Source organism: Actinomyces sp. 432, from assembly GCF_009930875.1.
Classification (GTDB): domain Bacteria; phylum Actinomycetota; class Actinomycetes; order Actinomycetales; family Actinomycetaceae; genus Actinomyces.
Genome location: NZ_CP025249.1, coordinates 725,628 through 742,241 on the forward strand (window position 1 = coordinate 725,628; position 16,614 = coordinate 742,241).

13 protein-coding genes are annotated in these 16,614 nt (G+C 66.8%); 11 read left to right on the forward strand and 2 right to left on the reverse strand.

Going from position 1 to position 16,614, the window contains the following annotated elements; translation table 11 throughout:
* Nucleotides 1-45: 45 nt before the first annotated feature.
* The gene (locus CWT12_RS02940) at nt 46-1,161 is read right to left on the reverse strand and encodes an NADH:flavin oxidoreductase/NADH oxidase (protein WP_161923641.1); all 1,116 of its coding nucleotides are present in this window, start codon (nt 1,159-1,161) and stop codon (nt 46-48) included.
* A 137-nt stretch (nt 1,162-1,298) separates the two neighbouring features.
* Here CWT12_RS02940 and CWT12_RS02945 point away from each other — a divergent pair, with 137 nt between their 5' ends.
* Together CWT12_RS02945 and CWT12_RS02950 are read left to right on the forward strand one after the other, a co-directional pair.
* Complete coding sequence (locus CWT12_RS02945) at nt 1,299-2,246, forward strand: patatin-like phospholipase family protein (RefSeq protein WP_161923642.1); 948 nt, start codon at nt 1,299-1,301, stop codon at nt 2,244-2,246.
* Between the two features lie 229 nt (nt 2,247-2,475).
* Nucleotides 2,476-3,042, forward strand: coding sequence for an NADPH-dependent FMN reductase (locus tag CWT12_RS02950; RefSeq protein ID WP_161923643.1), 567 nt, complete (start codon nt 2,476-2,478; stop codon nt 3,040-3,042).
* A 118-nt stretch (nt 3,043-3,160) separates the two neighbouring features.
* On the opposite strand, the gene CWT12_RS02955 is transcribed toward CWT12_RS02950, so the two are convergent.
* Nucleotides 3,161-3,772 (reverse strand): NUDIX domain-containing protein, encoded by a 612-nt coding sequence (locus tag CWT12_RS02955; RefSeq protein ID WP_161923644.1) that lies wholly within the window; start codon nt 3,770-3,772, stop codon nt 3,161-3,163.
* 172 nt (nt 3,773-3,944) lie between these two features.
* Between CWT12_RS02955 and CWT12_RS02960 the strand changes: the two genes are divergently transcribed.
* From CWT12_RS02960 to typA, 9 genes are all read left to right on the forward strand, one after another.
* Nucleotides 3,945-5,279 carry a hypothetical protein gene (locus CWT12_RS02960; RefSeq protein ID WP_202616257.1) on the forward strand — a complete coding sequence of 445 codons (1,335 nt, stop codon included), beginning with the start codon at nt 3,945-3,947 and terminating at the stop codon, nt 5,277-5,279.
* Between the two features lie 442 nt (nt 5,280-5,721).
* Nucleotides 5,722-6,321: a biotin transporter BioY gene (locus tag CWT12_RS02965; protein ID WP_161923645.1), complete on the forward strand. Its 600-nt coding sequence runs from the start codon at nt 5,722-5,724 to the stop codon at nt 6,319-6,321.
* A gap of 159 nt (nt 6,322-6,480) precedes the next feature.
* Nucleotides 6,481-7,392 (forward strand): bile acid:sodium symporter family protein, encoded by a 912-nt coding sequence (locus CWT12_RS02970; protein ID WP_237564356.1) that lies wholly within the window; start codon nt 6,481-6,483, stop codon nt 7,390-7,392.
* A gap of 402 nt (nt 7,393-7,794) precedes the next feature.
* Entirely contained in the window at nt 7,795-8,754 is a 960-nt protein-coding gene (locus tag CWT12_RS02975; protein ID WP_161923646.1) for an ABC transporter permease, read from the forward strand.
* A gap of 92 nt (nt 8,755-8,846) precedes the next feature.
* On the forward strand, nt 8,847-9,788 hold the full coding sequence (locus CWT12_RS02980; protein ID WP_202616258.1) for an ABC transporter permease: 942 nt from the start codon (nt 8,847-8,849) through the stop codon (nt 9,786-9,788).
* Nucleotides 9,785-11,947 (forward strand): dipeptide ABC transporter ATP-binding protein, encoded by a 2,163-nt coding sequence (locus CWT12_RS02985; protein WP_161923648.1) that lies wholly within the window; start codon nt 9,785-9,787, stop codon nt 11,945-11,947. The genes CWT12_RS02980 and CWT12_RS02985 overlap by 4 nt, the downstream gene beginning before the upstream one ends.
* A gap of 199 nt (nt 11,948-12,146) precedes the next feature.
* Nucleotides 12,147-13,844 (forward strand): ABC transporter family substrate-binding protein, encoded by a 1,698-nt coding sequence (locus CWT12_RS02990; protein WP_161923649.1) that lies wholly within the window; start codon nt 12,147-12,149, stop codon nt 13,842-13,844.
* A 15-nt stretch (nt 13,845-13,859) separates the two neighbouring features.
* Complete coding sequence (locus CWT12_RS02995; protein ID WP_161923650.1) at nt 13,860-14,519, forward strand: PH domain-containing protein; 660 nt, start codon at nt 13,860-13,862, stop codon at nt 14,517-14,519.
* 154 nt (nt 14,520-14,673) lie between these two features.
* On the forward strand, nt 14,674-16,596 hold the full coding sequence (typA, locus tag CWT12_RS03000) for a translational GTPase TypA (protein ID WP_161923651.1): 1,923 nt from the start codon (nt 14,674-14,676) through the stop codon (nt 16,594-16,596).
* The last annotated feature ends 18 nt before the right edge of the window (nt 16,597-16,614 follow it).

Below are 16,614 nucleotides of genomic sequence, written 5' to 3' on the forward strand. Positions count from 1 at the left end.
GGCAACGCAACCGCCAGCACCAGCCGCGCAGGGTCCCAGCCGGTTTCAGCGCCAGGCGCCGCGCCAGTACTGGACCGGTAGATGAACGGCCTGCCAGTCGTTCACGCCGAGCTCGTGGCTCCAGCGCACCGGCAGGTAGGGGTCACGCAGCGCCGGCCGTCCCGCGGCGACGGCGTCGGCCAGGCCTGCCACCAGGATCTGCTCGGCCTGCAGGCCGGAGTCGATGATGCCCACGGTAACCACCTGCGGTTGCCCGCCACCCGGCGTCGTCATGCCGGCCACGGCCTGCTTGACCTGGGCGGCGTAGGGGACCTGATAGCCGGGCCCCACCGGCACCTTCGTAGGCACGTTCCCGCCGGTGGACACGTGCAGCACGTCAACGCCCGCCTGCACCAGCTGCTGAGCCAGCTCAGCGGTCTGCTCGCCGGTAACCCCGCCCTCGGCCCAGTCGGTCGCGGACAGGCGGATGTCAAGGACCTTGTCGTCCCCAATGGCCTCGCGCACCGCCCGGACCACCTCCAGTGCGAAACGCCTGCGCCCCTCGTCCGAGCCGCCGTAGGCATCGGTGCGCGTGTTGGACAGCGGAGAGAGGAACTGGTGAATCAAGTAGCCATGGGCGCCGTGCAGCTCGATCACGTCGTACCCGGCGGCCACCGCGCGGCGGGCGGCCGCGGCGAAGGCCTGCACCGTATCGGCGATCTCATCCGTGGTCAGGGCGCGCGGCGCGGCGTGCGCCGGATAGGGCGTGGTGGTGGGCGCCACCAGGTCCCAGCCGGGCAGCGTGCCCGAGCGGGCGCCGTCCACGTCGGGCCGCCACGGCGGCGTGCCCGCCTTGCGTCCCCCGTGGCCGAGTTGCACACCCGCCAGTGCGCCGCCGATGTGGATGGCCTTGACGAGATACTCGTGCCCCGCGATCTGGGCGTCATCCCACAGGCCCAGGTCATTGGGGGACAGGCGCCCCTCCGGGGTGACGGCGCTGGCCTCCACGATGATCGTGCCGAAGCCGCCCTGGGCGCGTGTGCCGTAGTGCAGGGCGTGCCAGTTGCCCGGAATGCCGTCCTCAGTGACGACCGAGTACATGCACATGGGAGGAAGCCACAGGCGGTTGCGGGCGGTGAGCCCGCGCAGGGAAAGGGGCTGAAGCAGCATTGGATTCGCCATGGCTTCACGCTACGCGACTCGAGCGCCGCGGGCTAGGGGTGGCGGGCCTCCGGCCGGATGCTCGCCCTCCGGCTGAAAGTGTTGCGGTGGGGATCACGTCCGCGTAGCTCGAGCGGACTCGATAGCCTTTACCCATCATGACCACTGCGACTCCCGCTCCAGCCCGTCCTGTTCCCTACGGCGATCCGGCCCACGCGCCCGCCCCGATCACCCGGCGCGTTGAGGACGTCGCCCTCGTATTCGAGGGGGGTGGCATGCGCGGCACCTACACCGCGGCGCTCGTGCAGGTGCTGCTGGAGGAGGGACTGTTCTTCCCCTGGGTCGGTGGCATCTCCGCGGGGTCAACGAACACGGTCAACATGGTCTCCCGCGACCTGTGGCGCACTCGTGAGGCCTTCGTCGGACTGACCACTGACCCGGAGGCCGGCGGCTGGGGCAGCTTCGCGCGCGGGCGCGGGTACTTCAACTCCGAGCACATCTACCAGCACACCTCTTTGCCGGATGAGCGCTTCCCCTTCGACTGGGACACCTTCAAGGCCTCCAAGGCGACCGTGCGCATCGGCTCCTTCCGCTGCGACACCGGCGAGGAGGTCTACTGGGGCCTGGAGGACATGGACGCCATGGAAGACCTGCTGGTGCGCTGCCAGGCCTCCTCGTCCATGCCGGTGCTAATGCCCACCGTTCACATCGATAAGGTGCCCTACCTCGACGGCGCGCTCGGGCCGACCGGTGGTTTCGCCACCGACGCGGCGGTGGCAGACGGCTACGAGCGCATGCTTGTGGTCTCCACGCGCCCGGCCGGCTACCGCAAGCCCGCTGAGAAGCGTGCGGCCGCTTATCGGCGCATGTTCTACAAGCAGCCGGCGGTCGCCGAGGCCATCATCAACCGGCCCGCCGGCTACAACCGCACCATGGAGGAGCTGGAGCAGGGGCGGCGTGAAGGCCGCGTCTACCTGTTCCAGCCGGATCGCATGCCGATTGAAAACGGTGAGCTGCGCTATGACCGCGTGGTGAGTGCCTACGAGCTCGGCCTGGCGCAGGCCCGGCGGGAGCTGCCCGACATCCTGGACTTCCTGGGCCTGTAGCCGGGTTGCCGGTCGGGTGGTCATCAGCCTGCGGCCCGAACTGCGGGCCGGTTAGTGCCGCGAGTCGGCTGCCTGCAGGGCGCCTGCAGCGTGAACGGACGTAACGCAGGTTACGAGGCTGTGGCGATGTCAACGTTCGGTTTCGCTAGCCCTGGCAGTGGCCGCCGTGTTGAGTTGTGTCCTGCGCCGCCCGGACCCGGGCGGGCTATGGCCTGAAGGGAACAACTCCATGACCAACAAGCCCAAGATCGGGATCGTCCTCGGATCGGTGCGGGAGGTCCGCCTCGGCGAGCAGATCGCCGAGTGGGTGCTTGAGCACGCGCGTGCTCGTGGCGACGCCCACTACTCCATCATCGACGTCAAGTCCTTTGACCTGCCCCTGTTCACCTCTCCGATCCCGCCTGCGGCGGCGAACAAGCAGTATGACGACCCGCGGGTTCAGGCCTGGTCCGAGGCCATCGACTCCCAGGACGGCTTCGTGTTCGTCACCTCCGAGTACGATCACGGCATCCCCGGCGCCTTCAAGAACGCCACCGACCACCTCTTCTCCGAGTTCGCGAACAAGACGGTCGGCTTTGTCGGCTACTCCGGTGACGGCGCGATCCGTGCCGTCGAGCAGTGGCGCACGGTCCTGGGCGGCTGGAGCATGCACACAGTCTTCCCGGCCGTGCAGCTGATGCTGTACATGGACGCCTCGGCTGACATGAGCACCTTCACCCCCGCGGACCTGCGGGACGGTGAGCTGGCGGCCACCCTCGACGCAGTCGTCGCCTCCATCAACTCGCGCAAGGCCTGAGCGGCCTCTGCCCGGGTGCGGTGGTAGACGGGCCCGGGAGAACACTGATGCCGGCGGGGCGCGGACACAGTCCGCGCCCCGCCGGCATCGTCTCGGGCGCGCGATCTGGGTGCGTGCCTCAGCGCGCGGTGAAGCCGAAGGACGTGATTGCCGGGGCGGGCCGCCCGGAGTCGAGCGCCGTCGCCAGGAGCCGCAGCGCTGCTAATTCGTGCGGGGGTATCGGATCGGGCAGGGAGTCCAGCGCGAACCACTCCAGGCCTCCGCACTTAGCGGGCTCCTGGATGGTGGGGGCGCCGTACCAGCGGGTGAGGGTGAAGAAGAAGTCGACGCGCTGCTCCAGTGCCGGCCCGCCGACCGCATTCGAGCGGTGCATGGCGGTCAGCGGCAGCAGCTCACCCGGGTCGATGACGACGCCCATCTCCTCGGCGCCTTCCCGTACGGCAGCCGCGGTCACCGACTCGCCCGGCTCGACGTGTCCCGCGATCCCGGCAGCCCAGTGCCCGTCCATGAACCCGGTGTTGCGGCGCAGCTGTAGCAGGACCTCGGTGTCTGCGGCCGGACCGGGGCGGGGATCGCCGTGGGGGCGATGCTCCCGGCTCACGCGGGTGGCACGTCCATCTAGCGCGGATGCGACGGTGCGCCCGCGCTGGCGTAGCAGCAGCACGTAGGCGGCGGGCACCAGGGCGAAGGGAGCGGGGTCAGGACCGGAAGGACGGGGGAGTGCGGGCATGGGCGCACGCTAATGCATCGCCTGCGGTGCGGCATTCACGCCGGAGCCCTACGGGGGACACAGGCGGCGCACAAGGGGGACGGCCACAGTGGTCGGTGACCAGTAACCCGGCGCTGCGGCGACGGCCGACTCGCGCGCCGTCCGGGCAGCGCCGCACCTAAAGGAGACCCCCATGCGCTTTGGCGCTACTACCGAATACCGTACCGACCGCGAACCCGGCGACGGCAGCCGCCTCCACACGCGGCGCCGTTCCATGCTGCTGGGCGGACTCGGCCTGGCCGCGGCCGGCGCACTGGCCGCCTGCGGCTCCTCCAGCACCTCCACGTCCACCGCCTCGCCCGCTACCGGGGGCGCCACCGCCGCGGCGGACGCCGCCACCGCCGACGAGACGCCCGCTACCGGCCCGGAGTACCACGAGGCATCGGAGTCGAACACGGTCCTGTCCGCAGGCTCCTGGACCGGCACCATCGGTGACAAGGAGATCAGCCTGAGCGGTGCCTACCTGGTGGATGGCATCGAGGCGACTATTGACGGCGGTACCTTCGAGTCCACCAGCGCCGACGAGGCTGTTTTCCTGGTGGTGAATGGAGGCAGCCTCACCATCACCAACGCCCGCATCAACAAGTCCGGCGACGCCTCCACCGACGGCGAGCACGGGGTGGATGACTCCTACAGCTTCTACGGGCTCAACTCCGCCGTGGTGGTGGTTGGCGCGGGCAGCAGCGCCAGCATCGGCCAGACCGCCATGACTACCGATGCCTCCGGCGCCAACGGGGTAGTCGCCACCGGCGGCGCCACCGCCGAGGTCACCGCCAGCGCCATCGCCACTACCGGCGAGTCCTCCCGTGGCCTGCACGCCACCTACGCCGGAGCGATCACCGGCGCCGACCTCACCATCACCACCGAGGGCGCCCACTGCGCGGCTGTCGCCACGGACCGCGGTTCGGGCACCGTGACGGTAGACGGAACCAACAACTTCACCACCGCCGGCGACGGCTCACCCTGCATCTACTCCACCGGCGAGATCACCGTCTCCGGCCTGACCGGCACCGCAGGTCAGGGGCAGGCGATCGTGGTTGAGGGCAAGAACCGCGCCACCGTCTCCGACTCGACCCTCACCACCGACTCGGAGACCGCCGGCGTCATGCTGTACCAGTCCATGTCCGGGGACGCAGCCGACTCCGATGCCGCCACCGAGGCCTCCGCGCTCGCGCTTACGAATGTGTCCCTGACCTGCAGCCGGGACGTACCGATCCTCTACGTCACCAACACCACCGCCGAGGCCACGCTCACCGGCTGCACCCTGGAGACCTCCGGGGGCCTGGCCACGGCCGATGAGGACCGCTGGGGCAACTCCGGCTCCAACGGCGGCAATCTGGCGCTGACTCTGGACGCCACCAGCTTCGGCGGTGCCATCACCGCCGGCAGCAGTTCGTCTATCACTGTCAGCACGACCAACGGTGGTTCTGCTACCGGCACGACCTCCGGTGACGTCACCGTCGCCTGACGCCGCGGCTCGCAGGGCCTCTTGCGGCGTGCTTGGCGCGCCTGAGGCCGACACCTGTCATGGAATGTACCTCTTTCTGCGTCTGCTTCCCGAGGGGTATCCCCGCTCACCGCAGAATCATGCGATTCGATGCGGTGTGCCAGGGGCGGTTGCGGTTGAAAGTGGTGCATTTCGTGACAGGCGTACCTTGCCTAGCGGCCGCGGTGTGCCGCGGACACCGGCGTGGGTGTGTAAGCGGCGGTTACACGGGCGAGTAGGGGAAGGCCCTTGCCGTGTAGCTGGCATTCTGTTTGGCGTTGACGCGCTGACCGAGCTGCGGCACGGCCTTTGGCGGGTGAGCTAGCCAGTAGTAGGGAATTGGAGGAATTCCACAAGTTGCGCTCGCGGATACGGGCGGCAAACGGCGGTGTGTCATGGGCGCAGATGACCCTACGGTGGTGACATGAGCACAAACATGCGCCCTGCTGCCAGCCTCGAAGCCGCCCCTGCCACCGCCGTACCCCTGATCCGCCGCGTGGCCCGCGAGGCCGCGCTCATCGTCGGTGGCGCCGCCGCCATCGCCCTGATCGGTCAGGTCGCCCTGCCGCTGCCCTTCACTCCAGTGCCGGTCACTCTCGGCACCCTTGCCGCCCTTGGCGTGGGCGGAGTCCTCGGTTCTCGCCGCGGCCTGGCCGCCGTGGCCCTGTTCGCCGCCGCAGCCGCCTTCGGCGCACCGGTGCTCGCTGGCTGGAACGGCGGCGTCACCGCCTCCTTCGGCTATGTGCTGGGGTATGGGCTGGCGGCGCTGCTGGCCGGCAGAGCTGGGGCCGTGCTTGTTGACCGTGGTGCAGGCGCTGCGGCCCTGCGCGCGATGGCGTTGCGGGTTGGCCTGATGCTCGCAGCCTCTGCGGTCGTGTACGTCCCCGGGCTCGTCTGGCTCCACGCCGCCACGGGAGCTTCCTGGGGCGTCACCGTTTCCCTGGGTCTCATGCCGTTTATCGTCGGCGACCTGCTGAAGTCCCTGGTTGCCGCACTGCTGCCCCGCCCGGCTGCCCTGCGCTGACTGGTGCTTCTCCCGGATCCTGAGAATGTCTGCTCGCCCGGAGGTGAGTGGCGATAGGACTACAGCGTGAACAGTCCAGCTGACTCCCCAAACCTTTCTCAGCCTGTAGACCCGCGCCCGGCGGGGGCGGGACGCAGCGACGAGGACCGCTCGGCCTATATTGCCGTGACCGTCTTCCCGCTGCTGATCCTGCTGGCCTTTGCCGCCGCGATGCTCGCCCCCGAGGCGCTCAATCCGCTGGCGGCGGGCACCAACTACGCCCTGGGCATCATTATGTTCGGCATGGGCCTGACCCTGACGGTCCCCGACTTCGCCCTGGTGGTGCGTCGGCCCCTGCCGGTTCTGGTGGGAGTGGCCGCCCAGTTCGTGGTCATGCCCATCATCGCCTGGACGCTGACCCGCATCTTCCAGCTGGACCCGGCCCTGGCCGCCGGCGTCATCCTGGTCGGCTGCGCGCCCGGCGGCACCTCCTCCAACGTCATCTCCTACCTCTCGCGCGGTGATGTGGCGCTCTCGGTGACCATGACGTCCATCTCCACCCTGCTGGCCCCGCTGATGACGCCGCTGCTGACCCAGTGGCTCGCCGGGCAGTACATGCCCGTCGACGCCGGCTCCATGGCGCTGTCGATCGTGAAGATCGTGCTGGTGCCGGTCATCGGCGGCCTGGTGATACGCGCTCTCCTGGGGCGGTATGTGGAGCGGCTGCTGCCGGTCATGCCCTGGATCTCGGTCCTCGGCATTTGCTACGTGGTGATCGCGGTCGTCTCCGGCTCGGCCGACAAGATCGCCTCCGTCGGCGTGCTGGTGGCGCTGGTGGTTGTCCTGCACAACTGCCTCGGCTACCTGCTGGGTTACGGGATCGGCTGGATCACCAGCCGCAATGAGAAGGCCTCACGCACCACCGCCATTGAGGTAGGCATGCAGAACTCCGGCCTGGCCGCGGGCCTCGCCGCCCAGTACTTCAGCCCGGAGGCGGCCCTACCCGGTGCGGTCTTCTCCATCTGGCACAACCTCTCCGGCGCCGTGGTAGCCGCCCTGTTCCGCCGCCGGGACGCCCGCGCCGCCGGCTGAGGCATTGCGCGACGACGGCGGGCACCCACCTGCGCGGTGGGGTACCGCACTCGGGCCGAGCGAAGGTGGTGGGTTCTCGCGGATTCTCTGAAGCGAGCGGCGGGTTCGCGCGTGAGTAGCCCAGATCTGGGACCTGCTTCCGACCCGGTGGCGAGAATGTGGTATAGGTTACTTGTGCGGCCGGAAGTGGCCGGTTCTGCGCCGTCCATCGTTGGACATAACCCCCGGCTTTGACGTCCGGGGTGTCAGGCGCGTTTCGAAATGCGGGTATCGTGAGACGGTCCGTTCGGTCCCAAGGTCGCCCGCGGGTGGCTGTGTCTGGGCGGCACTGTCCGTAGCCGCACCGGAATCGGCTCCCACGCGGAGTCCGGGCCTCCGGCGGCCCGCCAAAGAGAAGACCGCATGTTTCCGTACCTAATGCGCAGGCTTGCGAACTACGCGATCCTGTTGTTCATAGCGACGTCGCTGGCGTACTTGTTGGCGTCGGCGTCCTTGGACCCCGCCAACAACTGGAACCGCGAGGACCCGTCGCTGAACTGGGATGCGATCAACGCTGCTCTCGTCCAGTACAACATCAGCTCGGACATGCCCGTGTGGGGCCGATACGTCACCTGGCTCCGTGAGGTGGTCACTTCCTGGGACTGGGGCGTCACCCCAAAGGGTGAATCGATCAACGCGTTGCTGGGAACGAAGATCGCCGTGTCGGTACGGTTGGTGTTCCTGGGCGCCATGATCGGCATGGTCGGTGGCGTGGCCCTGGGCGCCTGGACGGCGACCCGCCAGTACAAGTTCTCAGACCGGGCGATCTCCCTGCTCGCGATGATCGTGATCTCCACGCCGGCGATGGTGCTGGCGATTCTCCTGCAAGTGCTCGCCGTCCACATCAACCGGACCACCGGCTACCAGATCTTCGAGTTCACCGGTGAGGGCGAGGGTTTCCTGGGGCGGGCCCAGCACCTGCTGCTGCCGACGCTCTCAATGTCGCTGGGGTCAATCGCCTCTTACTCGCGTTACCAGCGCAACCTCATGCTCGATACGCTCGGCGCTGACTATGTGCGCACCGCCCGCGCCAAGGGGCTGCGCAAGCATCAGGCCGCCACTCGCCACGCCCTGCGCACCGCTCTGATCCCCATGGCCACCTACTTCGCCTTCGCCTTGGCCGGCCTGTTCACAGGTGCGGCGATCACCGAGCGCGTCTACGGCTGGCACGGCATGGGTGAGTACTCAATCAACTCGATCTCGAGCTACGACATCAACGGGGTGACCGCCGTGGTCGCGTTCTCAGGCCTGTGCACATTGGCCGGTGCGTTGCTGTCCGATGTCTTTGTCGCGATCGTTGACCCACGGGTGAGAGTGAGCTGACCGACATGCATGGCTCGACTAACGAACCAGACGGCGCCGTACAGCCCGATACGGAATCGACCGCCAACTTGAGTGGCACAGGGCAGTCCGCCATGGACCAGCCGGGACAGGCACCGGTAACCGTCGCGGACGGCGGCAACCTTCTGGACAACAACCCCAAGGAATCTAGGCGGCTTACCCGCGGGCGCATCATTCTGCGCCGCTTCCTGCGCAACAAGACCGCCGTATTCGGAGCTGTTGGCATCCTGGCCCTCGCACTGATGGCGATCTTCGGCAACCGTGTTGGTCAGTGGTCCTACACGGACGTCGACTCGAAGGCATTCCTGCAGCCGCCCAGCGCCGACCACTGGTTCGGCACCACCCAGGGCGGACGCGACGTCTTCGCCATGGTGGTGGAGGGCACCCGCAAGTCGATGATGATCGGAGTGTTCGTGGCCCTCCTGCAGACCAGTATCGCCGCGATCATCGGTTCCTCCGCCGCCTATTTCGGCGGCTGGTGGGAGAAGGTCGCCCTGTGGGCCACCGACCTGCTGCTGGTGGTGCCGTCGTTCCTGATCATCGCGATCCTGTCCCAGAAGGCGGGGGCTGCCAAGGGATCGACCGCCCTTTTGATTGTGCTGCTGGGCGGATTCGGCTGGATGCTCACGGCACGCGTGGTGCGCTCGCTGACCCTCAGCGTCAAGAACCTCGACTACGTCAATGCGGCACGATTCATGAACGTACCCAGCCCCGTCATCATCGTCCGCCACATCATCCCCAACATCGCCTCACTACTGATCGTCGATGCCACGCTCAACGTCGCCTACGCGGTGCTCAGCGAGACGACGCTGTCCTACTTCGGTTTCGGTGTGCAGGCGCCGAACACCTCCCTGGGCACATTGATCGCGGAGGGACAGCGCTCCGCAACCACCTACCCCTGGATCTTCTTGGCGCCCGCCGCGGTGTTGGTGTTCATGCTCGTATGCGTCAACTTCATGGGAGATGGGCTGCGTGACGCCATCGACCCCTCGTCCAAATCCGGAGGCAAGGCATGAGAGCGACACGGCGCAACCGGGATACGGCCGCCAAGGCACAGGACTTGCCGGATCGGGAGGCTGATGCCCCGCTGCTGGAAATTGCAGATCTGCACGTCTCCTTCCCCTCCGAGAACGGCCGGGTCCACGCGGTGCGCGGCATCGACCTGACAGTTAGGCGCGGGGAGGTGCTCGCCCTCGTGGGTGAATCGGGCTCCGGCAAGTCGGTTACGTCCACGGCTGTCATGGGACTGCTTGACGAGACCGCGGATATTTCCGGGTCGGTGCGGCTGTACGGCACCGAGCTGCTCGGGCGCAGCGACGAGTACATGTCCAAGATCAGGGGCGCCCAGGTCTCTATGGTTTTCCAGGACCCGCTGTCCGCCCTCACGCCCGTGTACACGGTTGGGGATCAGATCGTCGAGGCGCTGAAGGTCCACAACCCGGACATGCCCGACGCCGATGCCAACAAGCGGGCGGTCGAGCTGCTGGATCTGGTGGGCATCCCCAATCCGGAGGTGCGTTTTAAGGCCTATCCGCACGAGTTCTCCGGAGGCATGAGGCAGCGCGCCGTGATCGCCATCGCGATCGCCAACAACCCCGATCTGATCATCGCCGATGAGCCCACCACGGCGCTGGACGTGACCATTCAGGCGCAGATCCTCGATGTTCTGCGCACGGCGCAGAAGGAGACCGGCGCCGGCGTCATCATGATTACTCACGACCTGGGGGTCGTGGCCGGCATGGCCGACCGGGTCGCCGTCATGTACGCGGGGCGGGTTGTCGAGACCGGTAACGTCGACGACATCTTCTACCGCTCGCGCATGCCGTACACGATCGGGCTGCTCGGGTCGCTTCCCCGCCTCGACGCCAAGAAGGACTCCGCCCTGGCAACCCTTGAAGGCGCGCCGCCCTCGCTGCTGGAGGCGCCCACCGGCTGCCCATTTGCGCCGCGGTGCCCCATGGCGGTGGCGGAGTGCCTGGACGGCGAACCCGATCTGGTCCCGGTCCGCGACGACGCCTTGCCATCTGACTCCACTGCCGCTGAGCAGCAAAAGTCCGCCTGCCGTCGCTTCCCGGAGATCGAGAAGAACAACCTCGACTACACGGACATCTTCCCGGTCCCCTCCCTCAAGACCGCCGATGTCATGAACCTGCCCCACTCACAGCGCCCCGAGGTGCTGCGGGTAGGCGGCCTGGTGAAGGAATTCCCGCTGATGAAGGGTGCAGTGTTCAAGCGGCGCGTCGGCACCGTGCACGCGGTGGACGGCATCTCCTTCGATGTGCGCCAGGGCGAGACGCTGGCAATTGTTGGCGAGTCGGGCTGTGGCAAGACCACCACGCTTATGGAGGTGCTCAATCTGCAGGCGCCGCAGGACGGCAAAATCGTTGTCTTGGGCAGGGATACTGCTGCGATCAGCCGCGCTGAACGCAAGCAGATCCGCCGCGATTTGCAGGTCGTCTTCCAGGACCCCATGGCGTCCCTGGACCCGCGTCTGCCCATCTACGACATCATCGCGGAGCCACTGCGCGCCAATGGCTGGAGCAAGCAGCAGGTCGGTCCGCGCGTCGAGGAGCTCATGAAACTGGTGGGGCTCGAACCGAGCCACGCCAACCGCTATCCCCGCAACTTCTCCGGCGGGCAGCGCCAGCGCATAGGCATCGCCCGGGCTCTGGCCCTGGAGCCGAAGCTGCTCGTACTGGACGAGCCGGTCTCTGCTCTGGACGTGTCCATTCAGGCCGGCGTCATCAACCTGCTCGACGAGTTGCGTGCGACCCTGGGGCTCAGCTACCTGTTCGTGGCCCACGACCTGTCCGTGGTGCGGCACATAGCCGATCGCGTGGCCGTCATGTACCTGGGCAAGATCGTCGAGATCGGTGACGTCGATGCGGTGTTCTCCGCGCCGGCTCACCCGTATACGCAGGCACTGCTCTCGGCCATTCCGATTCCGGATCCGGCGAAGGAGCGCACGCGCAGCCGCATCATCCTGGAGGGCGACCTGCCGTCCCCGGCCAGTCCCCCCTCGGGCTGCCGCTTCCGCACTCGCTGCCCCAAGTTCGCGAACGAGCTGAATGAGGAGCAGAGAAAGGCCTGCCTGGAACGAATGCCGGACTTCACCGGCGAGGGTGAGGACCACGAGGTCGCCTGCTACTACCCGGAGCGTACCGCTGTGTTCTGACGTCATCAGCGAGTACCTAGCCCGGAGCAAGGTAGTAGTGACCAAGAACTACGAAACTGCAGGTCACACGATGCCGCAAGCAGGATGCGACTGCTGCAGATGAACGTATGATGTACACCATGCCCACGGCTTGACTGCGGCGGCAGCGTAGCGCCGCCCTGTCCAACCATCCGGATCCATCTCGAATCGGAGCTTTGATATGAACATCAACCGCCGCTTGTTCCTTGCCGGCTCGGCCTCCGCGGCAGTCATGGCCGCCCTGGCCGCCTGCGCCAAGAACACCGAGTCCAACTCGAACTCATCTGCCGATGCAAACGCCGAGATCGACTTCGACCAGGCGATGAATCGCCAAGAGCGCTCCTCCCTGCAACAGGGCGGCACCCTCAACTTCGCCATTTCCAACACCATTGCCAATTGGAACTATCATCACGCCAACGGCGTTAACGTCAATCTGCGTAATATTCTGGACTTCGTCTCCCCCTACCTCCTCGACTGGGCGGATGACGGCACCCCGACCGCGAACCCCAACTTCTACACCACCTTCGAGGCTGAGGATGTGGATGGCAAGACCGTCGCCACTGTGGCCCTAAATGAGAATGCCGTCTGGGGCAATGGGCGTCACATGGACTCCGAAGACATTGAGGCCTTCTTCGCTCACGCCGATGACCCCGAGTATCAGTGGGCCTCAACGGATGGTATCGCCGACGTTGAGTCTGTCGACATTATCGACGATCTGACCGCTAAAGTGACCTTCAAGTCGATTTTCCCCGACTGGACCAATCCGCTATCGTCCCTCTTTCCGAAAGAGCTATTCGTGGACGCCAAGACCTTCAACGAGTCGATGGCGGGCGCCGGCGCTTTCAACAACGACTACTTCGCCGGCCCCTTCAAGGTGGACTCCTACAACGAGTCCCAGCAGCTGGTGACCCTGGTCCCCAACGACCTGTGGTGGGGCGAGGCCCCACTGCTGGATAAGGTAACCTTCCGCGTCCTGGACCCTGCAGCCGAAGCGACCTCATTCGCGAACAAGGCGATCGACGTTATCGACTACATCATCTCGGCAGACGTTTACAACCAGGCCGCCGGGCGGGAGGATGCCGAGATCCGTCAGAACTTCGGCCTGCAGTGGCGGCATTTCACCATCAATGCGGCATCCGGTCCACTGGCGGACAAGGCTGTGCGTCAGGCGGTCCTGCGTGCCTGTGATCGAGCCGCTATTGCCTCCTCCGACCTGGCGGGACTGCCGATCGAGGTCGATGACGTGTTGCTTGGTAACCATTTCTTCATGCCGCCTCAGGAGGGCTACCAGGACAACTCGGGTGACTGGTCCTACGACCCCGACGCCGCCAAGCAGCTGTTGGATGACGCCGGCTGGGTAGAGGGGGCTGATGGCGTACGCGAAAAGGACGGTCAGCGCCTTAGCTTCACCTTTACGGTTCCCTCTGGGACTCAGACTACGGAGAATGAGGCCAACCTGCTGCAGAGTCAGCTCAGCGAGGTTGGTATTGAGATGAAGTTGGACCCGGTTGACGCCAATAGCTATTTCCCCGAGTACATCAACGCCAAGAACTATGAGATGACCGCCTTCACCTGGGAGGGTACTCAGTACCCTATGGCCAACATCGGTCAGATATACGGCTCGAGTTCTTTGAGTAACTACACGTCCCAGTCGATCCCGGAGATCGACGACTATGCTGCAAAGATTGCGTCGACTCCGGATCATGATGAGCGTATCCGCATGACCAATGAGTGCGACGTGCTCATCTGGGAGAACGTCATGAATTTCCCCATCTACGAGCGCATGCAGTTCACGGCCGTCCCGAAGAACCTTGCGAACTTCGGGGCCAAGGGCCTGGCCTACTTCCGTTCCGAGAACGTCGGTTACATCTCCGAGTAAGGGAGCCACGGGGCATTGCCCACGGTCGTGATCCGCTCACTGACAGGTCGTGCTGGCACCCTGCTGACGGGTGCCGGCACGACCTGGGCCGTCATTACGGTTTGGCTCGCCGACGGCACCCGCAACGGGCTGCAGGCCCTGGGCTGCGGCCTGTTCCTGATGCTTGCGGTTTGGTGCTTGTGGTGGGCGCCGCAGCTCACCATCGCGGACGCCGGCATCACTGTGCGTAACGCATGGCGCACGCATACTGTCGGCTGGGATGAGGTGGAATCTTGCCGCACCCGCTGGGGACTGGAGATCATCACCGGATCCGGTCATACGGTCAAGGCCTCCGCCGCGCAGCGTGCAGGTGGGTTGTCGACATCCTTCCGCAGACGCCAGGAGTTGCGGGAGCGCGAACTGCTTGGAAGGGGCGGCCGCACGGGGCGGTACGCCTCCGCGCGCCGGACGGTGCCAGAGGAGTACCTAGCGGAGGGTGATTCCGTGTATCGCACCCGGATGGACGCCGATGCGGCGGGCGATCTCATCGCCGCATACCAAGAGGCCATTCTGGCCCGCAACAGCCGCCCCGAGCGGAAACAGTCCGAGACCAGGCAGATGAGCTCGCGGTGGAACCGCGCCCCCGTGGTGGCAGCGACCATCGCCGCCGTAATACTGCTGACGGGAGTGCTCTGAGCCGCCCCGGTCGCCGCCAGATCACGGGTCAACAGAGGTGAGCGGCCGCACAGGCCGCATGTCGCGCCTGTCATGGCCTGTCCGGCCGCAGTAGCGGTACCCTGCCTGAGTTTGTGCGCCCGCGGGCGCTTACCAAATGGAGGAAAGAGCCCACATGACTGTGCGCCAGGACCTGCGCAACGTCGCCATCGTCGCTCACGTCGACCACGGCAAGACCACCCTAGTCGACGCGATGCTCTGGGAGGCCGGCGCCTTCGGCAACCGCGCCACCGAGGAGAACACGACCGAGCGCGTCATGGACTCCGGTGAGCTGGAGCGCGAGAAGGGCATCACGATCCTCGCCAAGAACACTGCCGTCCACTACGCCGGTCCCGCGGCCATCGATGCGGGTCTTCCCGCCGGTATCACCATCAACGTCATCGACACCCCCGGCCACGCCGACTTCGGCGGCGAGGTCGAGCGCGGGCTGTCCATGGTTGACGGCGTCCTCCTGCTCGTGGACGCCTCCGAGGGCCCCCTGCCTCAGACCCGCTTCGTGCTGCGCAAGGCCCTGGCCGCCTCCCTGCCGGTCATCCTGGTGGTCAACAAGGTGGACCGCCCCGACTCTCGCCTGGACGAGGTCGTGTCCGAGACCACCGACCTGCTGCTCTCGCTCGCCTCCGACCTGGCCGATGAGCACCCGGACATCGACCTGGACGCCGTGCTGGACGTGCCTGTGGTGTACGCGTCCGCCAAGGCCCGCCGCGCGGACACCGTCAAGCCCGCCGACGGCGAGCTGCCCGCATCCAAGAACCTCGAGCCCCTGTTCCGCACCCTTATTGATCGCATCCCCGGCCCCTCCTACGACGAGTCCGCCCCCCTGCAGGCGCACGTGACCAACCTCGACGCCTCCCCGTTCCTGGGGCGGCTCGCGCTGCTGCGCATCCACTCCGGCACCCTGCGCAAGGGCCAGACCGTCGCCTGGGCCCGCCACGACGGCTCCCTCACCTCCGCCCGCGTCTCCGAGCTGCTGGTAACCGAGGGCCTGGAGCGCAAGCCCGCCGAGGAGGCCCACGCCGGTGACATCGTCGCCGTCGCCGGTATTGAGGACATCACCATCGGCGAGTCCCTGGTCGACCCTGAGGACCCGCGGCCCCTGCCACTGATCAAGGTAGACGATCCCGCCATCTCCATGACCATCGGTATCAACACCTCGCCGATGGCCGGCCGCACCAAGGGCGCCAAGGTCACCGCCCGGCAGGTCAAGGACCGCCTGGACCGCGAGCTGGTCGGCAATGTCTCCCTGCGCGTGCTACCTACCACCCGCCCCGACGCCTGGGAGGTGCAGGGCCGCGGTGAGCTGGCGCTGGCGATCCTGGTGGAGCAGATGCGCCGCGAGGGCTTCGAGCTGACCGTAGGCAAGCCGCAGGTGGTTACCAAGATGGTCGACGGCAAGCGCCACGAGCCGGTCGAGCGCATGACCATCGATGTGCCCGAGGAGCACCTGGGCGCCGTCACCCAGCTCATGGCCGCCCGCAAGGGCCGCATGGAGACAATGGCAAACCACGGCACCGGCTGGATCCGCATGGAGTTCCTGGTGCCCGCCCGTGGCCTGATCGGCTGGCGCACCCAGTTCCTCACGGAGACCCGCGGCACCGGCATCGCCTCGTCCATCTCCGAGGGCTACGAGCCGTGGGCGGGCCAGATCACCGCCCGCACCTCCGGCTCCCTGGTCTCCGACCGCGCCGGCGCCGTCACCGCCTACGCGCTGATCCGCCTGCAGGACCGCGGCACGTTCTTCGTCGAGCCCGGTCAGGAGACCTACGAGGGGCAGGTCGTGGGGGAGAACCCCCGCGATGAGGACATGGACGTCAACGTGGTGCGGGAGAAGCAGCAGACCAACATGCGCTCCTCTACTGCCGACGTCTACGAGGCGCTCACGCCGCCGCGACGCCTCACCCTGGAGGAGGCCCTGGAGTTCGCCTCCGAGGACGAGTGCGTGGAGGTGACTCCGGATGCCGTGCGCATCCGCAAGGTCATCCTCGACTCCCAGGAGCGTTTCAAGGACGCTGCCCGACGCCGTCGCGCCGGTGCCTGAGGTGCCGGGATCTCACTG

Excerpts from the sequence above, each read along its gene's own strand:
- CWT12_RS02940 (WP_161923641.1), bottom strand. The coding sequence starts at position 1,161 with ATGGCGAATCCAATGCTGCTTCAGCCCCTTTCCCTGCGCGGGCTCACC.
- CWT12_RS02945 (WP_161923642.1), top strand. The coding sequence starts at position 1,299 with ATGACCACTGCGACTCCCGCTCCAGCCCGTCCTGTTCCCTACGGCGAT.
- CWT12_RS02950 (WP_161923643.1), top strand. The coding sequence starts at position 2,476 with ATGACCAACAAGCCCAAGATCGGGATCGTCCTCGGATCGGTGCGGGAG.
- CWT12_RS02955 (WP_161923644.1), bottom strand. The coding sequence starts at position 3,772 with ATGCCCGCACTCCCCCGTCCTTCCGGTCCTGACCCCGCTCCCTTCGCC.
- CWT12_RS02960 (WP_202616257.1), top strand. The coding sequence starts at position 3,945 with ATGCGCTTTGGCGCTACTACCGAATACCGTACCGACCGCGAACCCGGC.
- CWT12_RS02965 (WP_161923645.1), top strand. The coding sequence starts at position 5,722 with ATGAGCACAAACATGCGCCCTGCTGCCAGCCTCGAAGCCGCCCCTGCC.
- CWT12_RS02975 (WP_161923646.1), top strand. The coding sequence starts at position 7,795 with ATGTTTCCGTACCTAATGCGCAGGCTTGCGAACTACGCGATCCTGTTG.
- CWT12_RS02980 (WP_202616258.1), top strand. The coding sequence starts at position 8,847 with ATGGACCAGCCGGGACAGGCACCGGTAACCGTCGCGGACGGCGGCAAC.
- CWT12_RS02985 (WP_161923648.1), top strand. The coding sequence starts at position 9,785 with ATGAGAGCGACACGGCGCAACCGGGATACGGCCGCCAAGGCACAGGAC.
- CWT12_RS02990 (WP_161923649.1), top strand. The coding sequence starts at position 12,147 with ATGAACATCAACCGCCGCTTGTTCCTTGCCGGCTCGGCCTCCGCGGCA.
- typA (WP_161923651.1), top strand. The coding sequence starts at position 14,674 with ATGACTGTGCGCCAGGACCTGCGCAACGTCGCCATCGTCGCTCACGTC.